Annotated in this window: 13 protein-coding genes and 3 tRNA genes; 3 read left to right on the forward strand and 13 right to left on the reverse strand. The window is 67.1% G+C overall.

Annotation, left to right across the window (positions count from 1 at the left end; translation table 11 throughout):
- Positions 1-82: 82 nt before the first annotated feature.
- The 5 genes from AC6I9V_RS03010 to rpsB form a co-directional block, all read right to left on the reverse strand.
- Positions 83-1,003 carry a phosphatidate cytidylyltransferase gene (locus AC6I9V_RS03010; RefSeq protein ID WP_497898294.1) on the reverse strand — a complete coding sequence of 307 codons (921 nt, stop codon included), beginning with the start codon at positions 1,001-1,003 and terminating at the stop codon, positions 83-85.
- Positions 1,003-1,560: a ribosome recycling factor gene (frr, locus tag AC6I9V_RS03015; RefSeq protein ID WP_138769830.1), complete on the reverse strand. Its 558-nt coding sequence runs from the start codon at positions 1,558-1,560 to the stop codon at positions 1,003-1,005. Before frr ends, AC6I9V_RS03010 begins: the two co-directional genes overlap by 1 nt.
- Positions 1,561-1,635: 75 nt before the next feature.
- Positions 1,636-2,373 carry a UMP kinase gene (pyrH, locus tag AC6I9V_RS03020; protein ID WP_349414386.1) on the reverse strand — a complete coding sequence of 246 codons (738 nt, stop codon included), beginning with the start codon at positions 2,371-2,373 and terminating at the stop codon, positions 1,636-1,638.
- Positions 2,374-2,513: 140 nt separating this feature from the next.
- Positions 2,514-3,350 (reverse strand): translation elongation factor Ts, encoded by an 837-nt coding sequence (tsf, locus tag AC6I9V_RS03025; protein ID WP_349414385.1) that lies wholly within the window; start codon positions 3,348-3,350, stop codon positions 2,514-2,516.
- 147 nt (positions 3,351-3,497) lie between these two features.
- The gene (rpsB, locus tag AC6I9V_RS03030) at positions 3,498-4,391 is read right to left on the reverse strand and encodes a 30S ribosomal protein S2 (protein ID WP_497898295.1); all 894 of its coding nucleotides are present in this window, start codon (positions 4,389-4,391) and stop codon (positions 3,498-3,500) included.
- 429 nt (positions 4,392-4,820) lie between these two features.
- Between rpsB and AC6I9V_RS03035 the strand changes: the two genes are divergently transcribed.
- Positions 4,821-5,339, forward strand: a complete 519-nt coding sequence (locus AC6I9V_RS03035) for a M23 family metallopeptidase (RefSeq protein ID WP_497898296.1) — start codon at positions 4,821-4,823, stop codon at positions 5,337-5,339.
- An 87-nt stretch (positions 5,340-5,426) separates the two neighbouring features.
- On the opposite strand, the gene AC6I9V_RS03040 is transcribed toward AC6I9V_RS03035, so the two are convergent.
- The 6 genes from AC6I9V_RS03040 to AC6I9V_RS03065 form a co-directional block, all read right to left on the reverse strand.
- Entirely contained in the window at positions 5,427-6,617 is a 1,191-nt protein-coding gene (locus AC6I9V_RS03040) for an acyl-CoA dehydrogenase family protein (protein ID WP_497898297.1), read from the reverse strand.
- 210 nt (positions 6,618-6,827) lie between these two features.
- Positions 6,828-6,901: transfer RNA gene (locus tag AC6I9V_RS03045), tRNA-Ile, on the reverse strand.
- 134 nt (positions 6,902-7,035) lie between these two features.
- Positions 7,036-8,226 (reverse strand): glycosyltransferase, encoded by a 1,191-nt coding sequence (locus tag AC6I9V_RS03050; protein ID WP_497900241.1) that lies wholly within the window; start codon positions 8,224-8,226, stop codon positions 7,036-7,038.
- A 108-nt stretch (positions 8,227-8,334) separates the two neighbouring features.
- Positions 8,335-9,240, reverse strand: a complete 906-nt coding sequence (locus AC6I9V_RS03055) for a DMT family transporter (RefSeq protein WP_497898298.1) — start codon at positions 9,238-9,240, stop codon at positions 8,335-8,337.
- On the reverse strand, positions 9,240-9,935 hold the full coding sequence (locus AC6I9V_RS03060; RefSeq protein ID WP_497898299.1) for a CDP-alcohol phosphatidyltransferase family protein: 696 nt from the start codon (positions 9,933-9,935) through the stop codon (positions 9,240-9,242). The genes AC6I9V_RS03055 and AC6I9V_RS03060 overlap by 1 nt, the downstream gene beginning before the upstream one ends.
- A 55-nt stretch (positions 9,936-9,990) precedes the next feature.
- Positions 9,991-10,896 carry a phage holin family protein gene (locus AC6I9V_RS03065; protein WP_497898300.1) on the reverse strand — a complete coding sequence of 302 codons (906 nt, stop codon included), beginning with the start codon at positions 10,894-10,896 and terminating at the stop codon, positions 9,991-9,993.
- Between the two features lie 140 nt (positions 10,897-11,036).
- Between AC6I9V_RS03065 and AC6I9V_RS03070 the strand changes: the two genes are divergently transcribed.
- Entirely contained in the window at positions 11,037-12,260 is a 1,224-nt protein-coding gene (locus tag AC6I9V_RS03070) for a multidrug effflux MFS transporter (protein ID WP_497898301.1), read from the forward strand.
- A gap of 324 nt (positions 12,261-12,584) precedes the next feature.
- Positions 12,585-12,992, forward strand: a complete 408-nt coding sequence (locus tag AC6I9V_RS03075) for a hypothetical protein (RefSeq protein WP_138769841.1) — start codon at positions 12,585-12,587, stop codon at positions 12,990-12,992.
- Between the two features lie 67 nt (positions 12,993-13,059).
- Here the strand turns inward: AC6I9V_RS03075 and AC6I9V_RS03080 are convergent.
- Positions 13,060-13,132 (reverse strand) — tRNA-Asn (locus tag AC6I9V_RS03080).
- Positions 13,133-13,258: 126 nt separating this feature from the next.
- Positions 13,259-13,331, reverse strand: a tRNA-Asn gene (locus AC6I9V_RS03085).
- Between the last annotated feature and the right edge of the window lie 51 nt (positions 13,332-13,382).

Consider the following 13,382-nt stretch of genomic DNA (forward strand, 5'->3'; position numbering starts at 1 on the left):
TCGGCGCTGGTTGCGCCGACGTCGGGGTGTGGTTGCTGTACAACCGGCACCATTCTAGGCGCCGGAAGGGGGCGGGCGCTTCCTAGCCGCCGGCGGCGGCGGAGAAGATCATAAACGCCACCGGTGAGGCGAAGACGATCGAGTCCAGGCGGTCCATCACTCCCCCGTGGCCGGGCAGGCTGTTGCCCATGTCCTTGATGCCGAGTTCGCGCTTGACCATGGATTCAGCCAGGTCACCGGCCGTGGCCGCACCGACGAGGCCCACCGCCAGGGCCGCGCCGAACCACCACGGCTCGCCGAGGACAAAAATGCTGGCCAGGACACCGACCAGCACGGCGCCGGCCACCGAGCCGCCGAAGCCCTCCCAGGATTTTTTGGGACTGATTTTCGGGGCCATCGGGTGCTTGCCCAGCGAGGCGCCCACCAGGTAGCCGAAGGTGTCGTTGGAGACAACCAGCAGCAGCAGGGTGCCGATCTGCCAGGCCCCGACCGGCACCACCCCGCCGGGCCAGGGCCCGATCGGCGCGGATCCGCCGGCGGCGTGCAGCGGGAGCACGGCGAAGCTGATCAGGAACGGCACCCAGGCGAGGGTGAAGACGCCGGCGAAGATGCTGCGGGCGGAGCCGGCCGCCCCCTCCAGGGAGCGCCACAGGAGCACCGCGACGCTGCTGAGCAGCAGCGCGAAGAGCAGGGCCTCAGTGCCGCCGAAGTAGGCGGCGAGCGGCATCGCCACGGTGCCCGTCATGGCCGGGATGATCGGCAGGCGCGTGCCGGAGGCTTCCAGCGCGCGGAACACCTCCCAGACGCCGAAGATGGCGAAGGCGGTGACGATCAGCACAAAGGCCAGGGGCAGGAACAGCAGGCCGCCGAGGACGGCGAAGAGCATGCCAAGGCCGACCACCGTCGCCGCAGGAAGGTTCCTGCCGGCCTTTGGCGTCGGGTTCTTCCGCTCTCTCCCCCGCACCCGGACGCGCGGTCCGGGTGCCTGCTGTTCATCCGCCATCAGACCTCGAGCAGCTCGGCTTCCTTGCGCTTGAGCAGCTCGTCGATGCCGTCGACGTGGGCCTTGGTCAGCGCGTCGAGTTCCTTCTCGCCGCGGGTGCCCTCGTCCTCGCCGGCTTCGCCGTCCTTGACCAGCTTGTCCAGGGTTTCCTTGGCCTTGCGGCGGATGTTACGGATGGACACCTTGGCGTCCTCGCCCTTGGACTTGACAATCTTGACGTACTCCTTGCGGCGCTCCTTGGTCAGCTCCGGGATGGTGATCCGGATGACGTTGCCGTCGTTGGAGGGGTTGGCGCCGACCTCGGAGTCGCTCAGCGCACGTTCGATGTCGCGCAGGGCGGTCTTGTCGAACGGCGTGATGAGGATGGTGCGCGCGTCCGGGACGGCGAACGAGGCCAGCTGCTGCAGCGGCGTCGGTGAGCCGTAGTAGTCCACCAGGACTTTGTTGTACAGGCCGGGCGTGGCGCGGCCGGTGCGGATCGAGGCGAAGTCTTCCTTGGCTACCTCAACCGCCTTGTCCATCTTGTCCCCGGCTTCGAGCAAGGTTTCTTCGATCACGTTCTCTCCTCAGAAATTAGTGCGCGCCCCAGTGCCCGGGGAGCTGAACTGTCCTAAAAAACATCCTAGCCGCAGCTAGGGGGTGACGACGGTGCCCAGGTCCTCGCCCCGGATGGCCCGGGTGACGTTGCCTTCACCCTCCATGCCGAACACCACCATGGTCAGGTTGTTGTCCTTGCACATCGTCATCGCCGTCTGGTCCATGACCCGGATGTCGCGGCGCAGGGCCTCGTCGTAGCTGAGGCGGTGCAGCTTCTCTGCGGTGGGGTCTTTCTTCGGGTCGGCGGTGTAGACGCCGTCGACCCCGCTCTTGGCCATCAGGACGACGTCTGCGTGGACCTCCATGGCGCGTTGCGCCGCAACGGTGTCAGTGGAGAAGTACGGCAGGCCGGCGCCGGCGCCGAAGATCACGACGCGGCCCTTTTCCATGTGGCGGATGGCGCGGCGCGGGATGTACGCCTCGGCCACCTGGCCCATGGTGATGGCGCTCTGCACGCGGGTCTCCACCCCCGCCTGCTCGAGGAAGTCCTGGAGGGCGAGGCAGTTCATGACGGTGCCGAGCATTCCCATGTAGTCCGCGCGGGAGCGGTCCATGCCGCTCTGGGAGAGTTCGGCGCCGCGGAAGAAGTTCCCGCCGCCGACGACGATGGCGACCTCGACGTCCGGGACGGCCGCCGCGATCTGCTTGGCAACCCCGCGGACGGTATCCGGGTCAACGCCCAGTTTGCCGCCGCCGAAGACCTCGCCGGAAAGCTTCAAGAGTACGCGGCGCCTGGTCTTCTTTGGCTGGGCAGAATTGTTGACGGTATCCATGGTGCCTTCCCGTTGGTGAGCTCTGAAAAAGGGTATCGTGCCGTGGACCAAAGGCAGCATTCGGCCTGAGTGGCCCGCGTTTTGTGGGTGCATGCAAAAGGGGTGGCCACCGCAGTGACCACCCCTTCAGCGGAGCTTACTTAGGAACCGACGCGGAAACGCGTGAAAGCAGTTGCCTTGACGCCGGCCTCTTCAAGGACCTGCGCGACGGACTTCTTGGCATCCTTGGCGAACGCCTGGTCAACGAGGACCTCGCCCTTGTAGAAGCCCGTAACGCGGCCTTCCACAATCTTGGTCATCGCTGCCTCGGGCTTGCCCTCGGCCTTGGCGGTTTCCTCGGCGATGCGGCGCTCGGACTCGACCAGCTCGGACGGGACGTCCTCGCGGGTCAGGTAGTTCGGGGCCATCGCGGCGATGTGCACGGCGACGTCGTGGGCGGCGGTGGAGGCGGCTTCGCCTTCGCCGTCGACGGCGAACAGCACGCCGACCTGGGCCGGGAGGTCCTTGGAGGTCTTGTGCAGGTACGCGTCAACCGTGGGGGCCTCGATGCGGGCAATGCGGCGGACGACAACCTTCTCGCCCAGCACTGCGCCTTCCTCGATGACAACCTCGGAGAGCGGCTTGCCGTCGACGTCGGCGGCAAGCAGGGTGTCGAGGTCGGCAGCGCCGGACTCGACAGCAACGGCAAGCACCTTGTCGGCGAGCTGGATGAACTTGTCAGCCTTGGCGACGAAGTCGGTCTCGCAGTTGACCTCGATCATCACGCCGACGCCGCCGTCGACCTTGGCAGCAACCAGGCCTTCAGCGGTGGAGCGGCCTTCGCGCTTGGTAGCGCCCTTGAGGCCCTTGATGCGGATGATTTCGATGGCCTTCTCGGCGTCACCGTTGGCTTCGTCAAGAGCCTTCTTGACATCCATCATGCCGGCGCCGGTGCGCTCGCGCAGAGCCTTGATATCAGCGGCAGTGTAGTTCGCCATGTGAACCCCTCTGTCTAGAAATTTGTGTGGTGTACGGACTGACAGGACGGCCGCCCACCCTGGGGGTGGGCCGCCATCCTGTCAGTACCCCGTGCGCCGCCGCTAACTGCCTGCGGCGCACAGGGAGATCCAGATTTATTTGTCTGACTACTTGGCTTCGTCGGCGGCCGGAGCAGCCTCGGCAGCGTCAGCGGCCGGAGCTTCTTCGGCGGCGGGAGCCTCGGCGGCTTCCGGAGCAGCTTCAGTGGCGGCCGGAGCGGCTGCCTCTTCGGCCTTGCTGCCTTCGAGGAGCTCGCGCTCCCACTCGGCCAGCGGCTCTTCCGGAGCTTCCGTGGTGCCGGTGGCGCGCTGGTTGCGGGCGATCAGGCCCTCAGCAACGGCGTCGGCGACAACACGGGTCAGCAGGTTGACGGAGCGGATGGCGTCGTCGTTGCCCGGGATCGGGAAGTCGACTTCGTCCGGATCGCAGTTGGTGTCCAGGATGGCCACAACCGGGATGTTCAGCTTCTTGGCCTCGTCAACGGCGAGGTGTTCCTTCTTGGTGTCGACAACCCAGAGGAGCGAAGGCGCCTTGGTCAGGTTGCGGATACCGCCGAGGTTGGTCTCCAGCTTGGTCAGCTCGCGGCGAAGGAGCAGCAGTTCCTTCTTCGTGTAAGCGGAACCGGCGACGTCGTCGAAGTCGATCTCTTCGAGTTCCTTCATGCGCTGGATGCGCTTGGAGACCGTCTGGAAGTTGGTCAGCATGCCGCCGAGCCAACGCTGGTTGACGTAGGGCTGGCCGACGCGGGTGGCCTGCTCGGCGATGGCTTCCTGTGCCTGCTTCTTGGTGCCGACGAAGAGGACGGTGCCGCCGTGTGCAACGGTGGCCTTCACGAACTCGTAGGCACGGTCGATGTAGGACAGCGACTGCTGCAGGTCGATGATGTAGATGCCGTTGCGCTCCGTGAAGATGAAACGCTTCATCTTCGGGTTCCAACGACGGGTCTGGTGTCCAAAGTGGACGCCGCTGTCAAGCAGCTGGCGCATAGTTACGACGGGCATGCCGACGCTCCTTCCGGCAGGTCATTCATGAGAGAGCCCACGGGCTCTCTTACCCTGCCAATAGTTGACGGTTATTTAGCTCCACCCGGTCGGGTGTTGCTCCTGGCATCCACCGCACCCCTCATCCGGGCCCTGGGGCCGGACCGTAAGAGGCGCAGTCCTCCGCACCCGGAAGCCGGGCTTCGGACAGGGAGGGCTGGATACGCGTAGTCAGCCGCTGCTCCCGCACTCCTGAATGAGACGTGCTGCTTCTGTCCGCGTAAGCGGACTAGGCATGAGGGCACAGCAAACTGCTCCACCAAGTGTACTACAGCGGACCTGCCCGGCAGGACGGTTTCCGGGTGGTCCAGGGGATGGAAATACAGGCGGAAATCCACATAGGCCTGCCGGGATCTTCCCCGTCGCGGCAGGCCGGCCGAAGCTGGCGGCATGAGGGTTTCCATCGTCCCGGCAGCGCTGCTGCTTGTGCTGGCCCCGGCTCAGGCTGCGCCGCTGGCTTCCCCGGCCGGCGGCTGGAGCTGGCCGCTCTCCCCCAGGCCGGCCGTGCTGCGCGGCTTCGACCCGCCGGAGCGGCCCTGGCTCAGCGGGCACCGCGGGGTGGACCTTCGGGCGGCGTACGACGGCGCCCCGGTCGCCGCTCCGGCGTCCGGCAGCGTCAGCTTCGTGGGCGTAGTGGTGGACCGGCCGGTGGTGACCATCGACCATGGCAACGGCCTGCGGAGCAGCTTCGAACCGGTGGAAAGCACCCTCCGGCCCGGCGACGCCGTTGCCGCGGGGGCCGTGCTGGGACGCTCGCTGACCGGGCACTGCGGCACAACCCCCTGCGTCCACTGGGGTGTCCGGCGCGGCGAGGTGTACCTGAATCCGCTGGCCTTCGTGATGGACCTGCGGCCCTCCATCCTGCTTCCGCCCGTGCGCCCCGGGGCGGGGCAGGGCGGTTCCGGATGAAGGGCCGCGAGGGTGCTGCGGGGAACGGCCTGCGTGGACCGCCGGGCCACCCTGTGTCCAGGCAGTGCCTGCCTGGACGGTGGCCGCCTAGACGATGGCCGAGATTCCGGTGATGGCGCGGCCGGTGACGAGGGTGTTGATCTCGTGGGTGCCTTCGTAGGAGTAGATCGCCTCGGCGTCGGAGAAGACCTTCGCCATCTCGTAGTCCGTGACGATGCCGTTGCCGCCCAGGAGGCTGCGGCCGATGGCGACGCTTTCGCGCATCCGTGCGGTGGTGAAGGCCTTGGCCAGGGCGGACTGCTCGTCCTTGGCCTCGCCGGCGTCCTCGAGCTGGGACAAGCGGACCATCATGCCCATCGAGCTGACGGCGTTGCCGAGCATCTGGACGAGCTGGTGCTGGACCAGCTGGAAGGAGGCGATCGGGCGGCCGAACTGGCTGCGCTCGACGGCGTAGCGGCGGGCGACGTCGAACGCGGCAAGCTGCTGGCCGACCGCCTGCCAGGCGACGGCCAGGCGGGTGACCTTGAGGACCTTGTTCGTGTCGCGGAAGCTGTTGGCGTTGGCCAGCTTGAAGAAGTCCGGCACCACAACGTTTTCCAGGGTGATGTCGGCGTTCTGCACGGTGCGCAGCGAGATCTTGTTCTCGATCTTGGTGGCGCTGTAGCCCTCGGTCTTGGTGTCCACGAGGAAGCCCTTGACCTGGTTGTCGGCAAGGTCGCGGGCGTAGATGACCACCCAGTCGGAGAAGGTGGCGTTGCCGATCCAGCGCTTGGCGCCGTTGAGGATCCAGCTGTCGCCCTCGCGCCGGGCCGTGGTGCGGGTGCCGCCGGCAACGTCGGAGCCGCCGAGGGGTTCGGTCAGGCCGAAGGCGCCGATCTTCTTCAGCGAGTAGATGTCCGGCAGCCACGCCTCCTGCTGCTCCTGCGACGCGAGCGCCTCGATCGAGCCGGTGAAGAGCCCGTCGTGCACCCCCATAAAGGTGGCAATCGACGTGTCCGCCCGGGTCGCTTCGGCGTGCAGGATGCCGGCGAAGAGGTTGGAGTAGCCCTGGCGCTTGACCGGGCTGACCAGGTCGATTTCCGCCAGCTTGGGAATGAGCTCCATCGGGAACTCGGCGCGGTTCCAGCAGTCCACGGCGATCGGCTTGACCTCTCGGGCCAGGAACTCGCGGACCTCCGCCAGCCGGTCCTGCTCCTTGCCGCTGAGCAGCTGCTCGAAGGCGAAGAAGTCGCCGTCGGCGTAGGGCAGGTTGTTGATGTCGATTGCAGCTTTGGACATGTTGTTCCTTCACTCGTGATCAGCGGCGATCAAAAGGGCGCGGGCAGCGCGCCGCCGGTATGTTACTCATGAGTAACATACCGCAGCTTTCGGCCGGCTGGCAAGTGACGGAGGCCACGCCGCACTCAGCAAAAAGGGGCCGCAGCCGGCGTGTGAACGCCTGCTGCGGCCCCTGAGCCATGGACTGTGCGGGACATGTCCGCAACGGTGTAGGGCTACTCGGACTTGAACCGAGGACCTTAGGATTATGAGTCCCGCGCTCTAACCAGCTGAGCTATAGCCCCGTAGGCCCGGGCGGACAGGCCCTTGCGGGCCGGATCGTTCCGGGGAAAAACACTCTAGCAATAGTAGTCGCCGGCGCCTGGGCGGCAGTGCCGCCACCGGCGCCCGGTGCGCCGCCCGGCCGGCCGCGACAGCCCTAGACGACGAGGTCGTCGTAGCTGGCGCCGCGGTAGATGTCCTCGAAGGTCTGCAGCGTGCGCTCGATGCTGTGGCTTTCCACCATGTTGCGGCTTGCCTTGCCCATGGCGGCCCGCTCGTCCGCCGGCAGCGAGAGCACACGTTCGATCTTGGCGGCGAGGTCGTCGCTGTCGTTCGGGATGAACAGGAAGCCGTTCTCGCCGTCGCGCACCAGGTGGGGCAGGGCCATAGCGTCGGCGAGCACCACCGGGGTGGAGGCGGACATGGCTTCCAGGGTCACAAGCGACTGCAGTTCGGCGGTGCCGGGCATGCAGAATAGGTCAGCGCTCAGGTAGGCGCGGCGCAGTTCCTCGTCGCTGGCCAGGCCGAGGAATTTCACCCGGTCCTGCAGGCCGAGGCGTTCGACCTGGGCCTCGAGCGCGGGCCGCACCTCTCCCCCGCCGACGATCTCAAGGTGGACGTCCAGCCCGGCCGGCGTCTTGGACACGGCGTCGATGAGCACGTCGATGTGCTTCTCCTCGGCGAGGCGGCCGACGAACAGCACGGTGGGGCTGGTGTGCTGCACCGCTTCCTCTCCGGGCTGCAGTTCATAGGCGGCCGCGTCGATGCCGTTGGAGAGCGGCAGCACCTTGCGCAGGAAGGCGTGCTGGTGCATGGCCTTGGCGGCGAGCGGCGTCGGGGTGGTGACGACGTCGGCCTGGCCCATGACCTTGCCCATGTCGCGCCAGGATACGCGGCCCACGATGTCCTTGAACCACTGCGGGAAGGGCAGGAACGGGTTCAGGTTCTCGGGCATGAAGTGGTTGGTCGCGACGATCCGGATGCCGCGTTTGACGGCCTCGTAGAGGACGTGTTCGCCGATCATGTAGTGGCTCTGGATGTGCACGACGTCGGGCTGGATCCGGTCGAACAGCAGGGCGATTTCCTTCTTGATCTCCCACGGGAACGTGATCCGGAAATATTCGTGGGTCGGCACCGAGTGTGAGCGGAGGCGGTGCACGGTGGCCTCGTCGCGGAACTCGCTGAAGCTCTTGCCCTTGCCCGGCCGGCAGGCGAGGACGTGGACGTTGTGGCCGCGGCCGGTCATGCCCTTGGCCAGGCGGTAGCCGAACTGCGCCGCACCGTTGACGTCCGGCGGGTAGGTGTCCGCGGCAATCAGGATGGTGAGCGGTTTGTCGTTCTCGGGCATGGTCACGGGGATAGCTCCTGGTGGTCACGGTGCGGTCAGCGGGTCCTGGTGTGGCCGGCTGGCCGGGGCGCAGGCGCCGGGCCTGCGCCTGAAGTCTGTGGCGCCGCCCTAGGACAGCCGTCCCGCGGCCTTGCGCGCGTCCTTCTTGCGCTTCGTGACCTCGGGGTGGTGCCGGGAAAGGGCGATCACTCCCACGATAGCAAGGGATGCGGCCGCACCCATGGCAATCGCCGTCACGGCGTGGACGTCGGGCCGCAGTTCGCCCAAGATCACGATGCCGATGGCGATGCCGATAATCGGGTCGATCACGGTCAGTCCGGCGATCACGAGGTCGGGCGGGCCGCCGGAGTAGGCACTCTGCACGAACCACGATCCCAGCCCGCCGGCGGCCGCCATCGCCACCAGCGTGTACCACTGCACATTGAGCAGGAACAGCCCGTTGGGATCGAGCAGGTGTTTGCCGATGATGCGGGTCAGGACCGCGACGAAGCCAAAGAGGACCCCGGCGCCCAGGATGTAGACGAAGGCGCTCATCCGGTGCTTGAACAGCAGCGCCAGGGTGCCGAAGAGCCCCACGGCCAGGGCCAGTAGCAGCACGATCGTCAGTTCGTCGGAGCCGCTGACGTGGTGGTTTTCCTGGGTAACATTCACCGCGAGGATCACGAACAGGGCCGAGCCGGTGACACAGGAGCTGATGGCCACCACGGTGGCCCGGTTCATGCTGAGCCCCTGGTCCTTCGCGTTGATGATGGTGGTGATGACCAGGGCGATCGCGCCGATCGGTTGCACCACGGTGAGGGGCGCCGAGACGAGGGCGACGGCATTCATAGCCGTCCCCACGCCGAGCAGCAGCAGGCCCAGGACCCAGCGGGGGTTCCGGATCAGGCGGAGCAGGCCGTGGGTGCTGAGCGCCAGGCCGCCGGTATCGGCCTTGACCGCACTCCCCTGCCGCTGGGCTCCGAAGGCCAGGAAGAAGGCGCCCGACACCGCCAGCAGAACTGCGAACCAGACCATCAGCGGAGGCCGCCGTCGTCGTCGGGGTTCTGCGTCCTGGGCTCCGCAGCGGGAGCCGCGGCGGCGGTGGTGCCGGCGGCGGCATTTACGCCGGCCCTGCGCTCCCGGCCCTTGCGGATGATGGCCCAGAAGTAGTTGTAGGCGGCGATCCAGTGCCCCACCAGTCCCAGTCCCAGGCAGATCCAGGCGGCCACGAAGTAGGCGTCGGTCCCCGCGATGGGCAGCTTGGAGAGCACCAGCAGCGGTGTGCCGACCAGCAGCAGTGCGGTGCGGATCTTGCCGATCCGGCTGACGGGCAGGTCGGGGTGGCTGCGGAAGTAGAACAGTGATATGGAGAGCAGCACCAGGTCCGGGACGAGCAGGGCGGTCAGGTACCACCATTCGACGACGCCGGCGATCACGAGGGTCACCGCGACCGCAATCAGGGACAGCCGGTCAGCGATGGGATCCATGATGCGGCCCAGGTTGGACATCTGGTTGAAGCGGCGGGCGATGTAGCCGTCCACCCAGTCGGTGCTGCCCATCACGGCCAGCACGAGCGCGGCGGTGCCGTATTGCTGCTTGGCCAGGACCAGCCAGATAAAAAGCGGGACACCCAGGAATCGGACCACGGTCAGCAGGTTGGGGACCGTGAAGATGACGTCGTGATGGATCTGGGGCTGCCCGGGGCGTGCCCCGGCGCCGATGAACTTCATCAGGTCCCCCTTTCCACAGCCGGCAACGGGTGAGCGTCGGAGTTCAGGGTGTTGCCTAGCCCTTGAGCAGCCGGCGGAGGAGGAAGACGAGGGCGGCAGTCGACGCGGCCAGGGCGGCCAGCGGCTTCCAGCGCTTGCCAAGCTCGGTGGCGGCACCGGAGCCGCCGGAGGCGCTGGTTGTGGCGGAGCCGCCGGCCGTCTTCTGCGCGCCCGTTGCGTCGGCGTGGCTGCGGAAGGCGGCAATCCGATCGTCCACCAGGTCCTTGCCGTCCTCCAGCCGGTGCGCGGTCGCGGCGAGCAGGGCCTGGGCCTGGGTCTTGACGTCGAGTTCCTCGCCGAGTTCGTCGCGGACCCCGGTGAGGTGGCGCCGGCGCGTCTCGAGGCGGCGTCGCAGATCGGCCTCGGTCGGGGCGGGGCCGAGGTCGGGCTGCTCTGCGGCTTTTTTGGCTTCCTTCTCCGCCTTGGCCTTGGCGGCGGCCTCTTCTTTGGCGGCCTTGGCAGCCTTGGCCTGCGGGGACTTGGGATCCAGGACGGCGGCGTCGAAGGAAGAGCCTTCCTTCGCGATGCCGAGATCGTACTTGAGGCCGCGGATCGTTTCTTCCGGCATGAGCGGCATGGCCTTCTTGAACCGGCCGTAGCCGATCAGGCCCACGATAAGGGCAATCACCAGGAAGGCGGCGCAGACCAGGAGGGCTGCGAGCCAGGCCGGCATGATGGTGGCGAGGCCCATGATGGCAGCCACGATAAGGCCGATGACCAGGAAGGCGACAAAGACCAGGGCGACGGCGAAGAAGGCGGCGGCGACGCCGAGCTGGATGCCCTTGCGCTTGAGTTCGACCTTGGCGAAGGCAATTTCGTCGTTGAGCTGGCGGGGTGCGAGCTTGAAGATCAGTTTCAGGGTTTTGGGCAGCGCGGAAAGGCGCAGCCCCCCGTTTGTCCTGCCGGTGTGCCGTCCGCTCATCTGTGCCGCCTCACTGGTTCCATCTACGATTGCGCTGGATTGCCGGGCCTGCGCGGCCTCACGCATCCCCAAGTGTCAAAACTATCATTCAGGGTACGGACGGCGGCGCGGCGGGCCGCGCGGGCCTAGGATTGGCTCCTGTGCATACACCCAGCAATCCCGGGGATTCCCTCAGCCGCCGCCGCAAGCTCCTCTACATCCTGATGCTGGGCGCCTTGACGGCCCTTGGTCCGTTCACGGTGGACCTCTACCTGCCGGCGTTTCCGGCCCTGGAGGCGAGCCTGGGCGTGACCGAGGCCGCGGTGCAGCTGACACTGACCGGCACGACGGTCGGTTTCGCCCTGGGGCAGCTGGTGGTGGGGCCGCTGAGTGACAAGTTCGGGCGGAGGCTTCCGCTGATCCTGGCCACCGCCGTGCACATCGGGGCGTCCCTGGGCGCCGCCCTGTCCACGGACATCGCCACGCTGGGCTTGTTCCGGGTGCTGATGGGCATCGGCGCGGCCGGCGGCGGCGTGGTGGCGATGGCGATGGTGCGGGACCTGTTCAGCGGCTACGCCATGGTCCGGATGTTCTCCCGGATGGCGCTCGTCAACGGCCTGGCCCCGATCCTGGCCCCGGTGATCGGATCCCAGCTGCTGCTGCTGATGCCGTGGCCGGGGATCTTCTTTTTCCTCGCCGGCTACGGGACCTGCGTGATTATCGCCGCGCTGTTCGTGGTGCGCGAGACCCTGCCGCGTGAGCTGCGCGGCACCTCCGGGCTGACGGCCCGCCAGCGCTACGGCGTCCTGTTCGCCGACCGGATCTTCGTGGGCATGCTGCTGCTGGGCGGGATGAACTTCGGCGGCCTGTTCACCTACCTCTCGGCGTCCCCCTTCCTGTTCCAGGACGTCTACGGATTCTCGCCGCAGCAGTACGGCCTGCTGTTCGGCGTCAACTCGCTGGGCATCGTGGCGGGCGTACAGACCAGCTCGCGGCTCATCAAGCGCGTCCCGCCGCAGTGGATCCTCGCCTGTTCGACGGCGTGGATGTTCCTGATGGCCCTGCTGATCGTGGCGTTCGACCAGCTGGGCTTCGGGCTGTGGGGCGTCATGGTCCCGCTCTGGTTCTACATCCTGGGCGCCGGGTTCACCTTCCCGTGTGTTCAGGTGCTCGCCCTGGCCAAGCACGGCGCGCAGGCCGGGACCGCCGCCTCGCTGCTGGGCGCGGCGACGTTCCTGATGGCCGGCATCATCTCCCCCGTCGTCGGTTGGCTGGGCCTCGGCTCCGCGACGCCGATGGGCGCGGTCCAGGCCGGCTGCATCCTACTGGCCGCCGCGGCCCTGTGGCTCATCGTCCGGCCCCGGACCGTGCCGTCTATCCACTAGCAGCACCGCGATGGACATGCCCGTCGGCGAGCGCGGGACTTGGACATGCCCCCCGACGGACATGCCCAACCCCGGCACCCAGAAATGGACTTATCAGGCATATGTCCACCCGTCGGCACGACCAATGGGCATGCCCTTTGGTGGGCGCATAAACAGAACAGCCCCCCTGGGACATGCCCAGCCCCCGCAGCCAGGAATGGACATATCAGGCATATGTCCACCCGCCGGCAAGACCAATGGGCATGCCCGGCGTGGGGGGCCGGGCCCGGGCTGCACGGCCGTGCTCCCCTATTCGCGGCCGACGGCGGGCGATAAAGTTGTTCTGTGCCTGACTGGCAGGACCCTCCTCCCCTTCCGGCCACATGGCAGCGGTGCGACGACGGCATTCTGCCCCTGTGGTGGGAGCGGCTGTGCTCCCAGACCAGTCCTCAGTCGGCGGCACTCTTCGCGGCCGGGCTGTTCACCGAGGACCGGCGCCGGCCGATCGCCCAGTGGTACAACCCCGCCTACGACTCAGCGCTCCTGGTTGCCCCCGAGACCTCCGCGGAATGGCCGGTGCAGCGCTTTGGCATCTTCTACGCCCCTCCGCGCGGCGGCTTCACCCGTGTGCACTCCTCGGCGCACGAGTGGCACCCGCGGGAGCCCCGGCAGTCCCCCACCGAGGACGAGGCCTTCCGGGCGGCGGTGGCGGAGGCAGAGCGCTTCCTGCAGGTCGAGATGTTCTTCGTCTAGCGGATGTCATCCCCGGCAAGAAAAAAGGCCCCGCCGCCGGTAAATTACCGGCCGCGGGGCCTGTCCGCTCCTCCTGCTGGACTTGAACCAGCAACCCTTCGATTAACAGTCGAATGCTCTGCCAATTGAGCTAAGGAGGAATGAAGCAGGTATGACATTAGCAAAGGTTTTGGCGCTAAGGAAATCGGCGGCGCCCGCATCCCCCGATACCCCCGCCGGGTATACAAAAAGTCCCCGTCCCGGGGACCCGGAACGGGGACTGTGCGCTCCTCCTGCTGGACTTGAACCAGCAACCCTTCGATTAACAGTCGAATGCTCTGCCAATTGAGCTAAGGAGGAATGAAGCGGATATAAGCCTAGCAAACACCGCGCCGGGAAGTGAAATTGGCC

It is taken from the genome of Arthrobacter sp. SlRoot2-15, from assembly GCF_059739345.1.

Bases quoted from the DNA above. Each gene is read 5' to 3' on its own strand.
- AC6I9V_RS03010 (WP_497898294.1), bottom strand. From the start codon at position 1,003: ATGGCGGATGAACAGCAGGCACCCGGACCGCGCGTCCGGGTGCGGGGG.
- pyrH (WP_349414386.1), bottom strand. From the start codon at position 2,373: ATGGATACCGTCAACAATTCTGCCCAGCCAAAGAAGACCAGGCGCCGC.
- tsf (WP_349414385.1), bottom strand. From the start codon at position 3,350: ATGGCGAACTACACTGCCGCTGATATCAAGGCTCTGCGCGAGCGCACC.
- rpsB (WP_497898295.1), bottom strand. From the start codon at position 4,391: ATGCCCGTCGTAACTATGCGCCAGCTGCTTGACAGCGGCGTCCACTTT.
- AC6I9V_RS03035 (WP_497898296.1), top strand. From the start codon at position 4,821: ATGAGGGTTTCCATCGTCCCGGCAGCGCTGCTGCTTGTGCTGGCCCCG.
- AC6I9V_RS03040 (WP_497898297.1), bottom strand. From the start codon at position 6,617: ATGTCCAAAGCTGCAATCGACATCAACAACCTGCCCTACGCCGACGGC.
- AC6I9V_RS03050 (WP_497900241.1), bottom strand. From the start codon at position 8,226: ATGCCCGAGAACGACAAACCGCTCACCATCCTGATTGCCGCGGACACC.
- AC6I9V_RS03055 (WP_497898298.1), bottom strand. From the start codon at position 9,240: ATGGTCTGGTTCGCAGTTCTGCTGGCGGTGTCGGGCGCCTTCTTCCTG.
- AC6I9V_RS03060 (WP_497898299.1), bottom strand. From the start codon at position 9,935: ATGAAGTTCATCGGCGCCGGGGCACGCCCCGGGCAGCCCCAGATCCAT.
- AC6I9V_RS03065 (WP_497898300.1), bottom strand. From the start codon at position 10,896: ATGAGCGGACGGCACACCGGCAGGACAAACGGGGGGCTGCGCCTTTCC.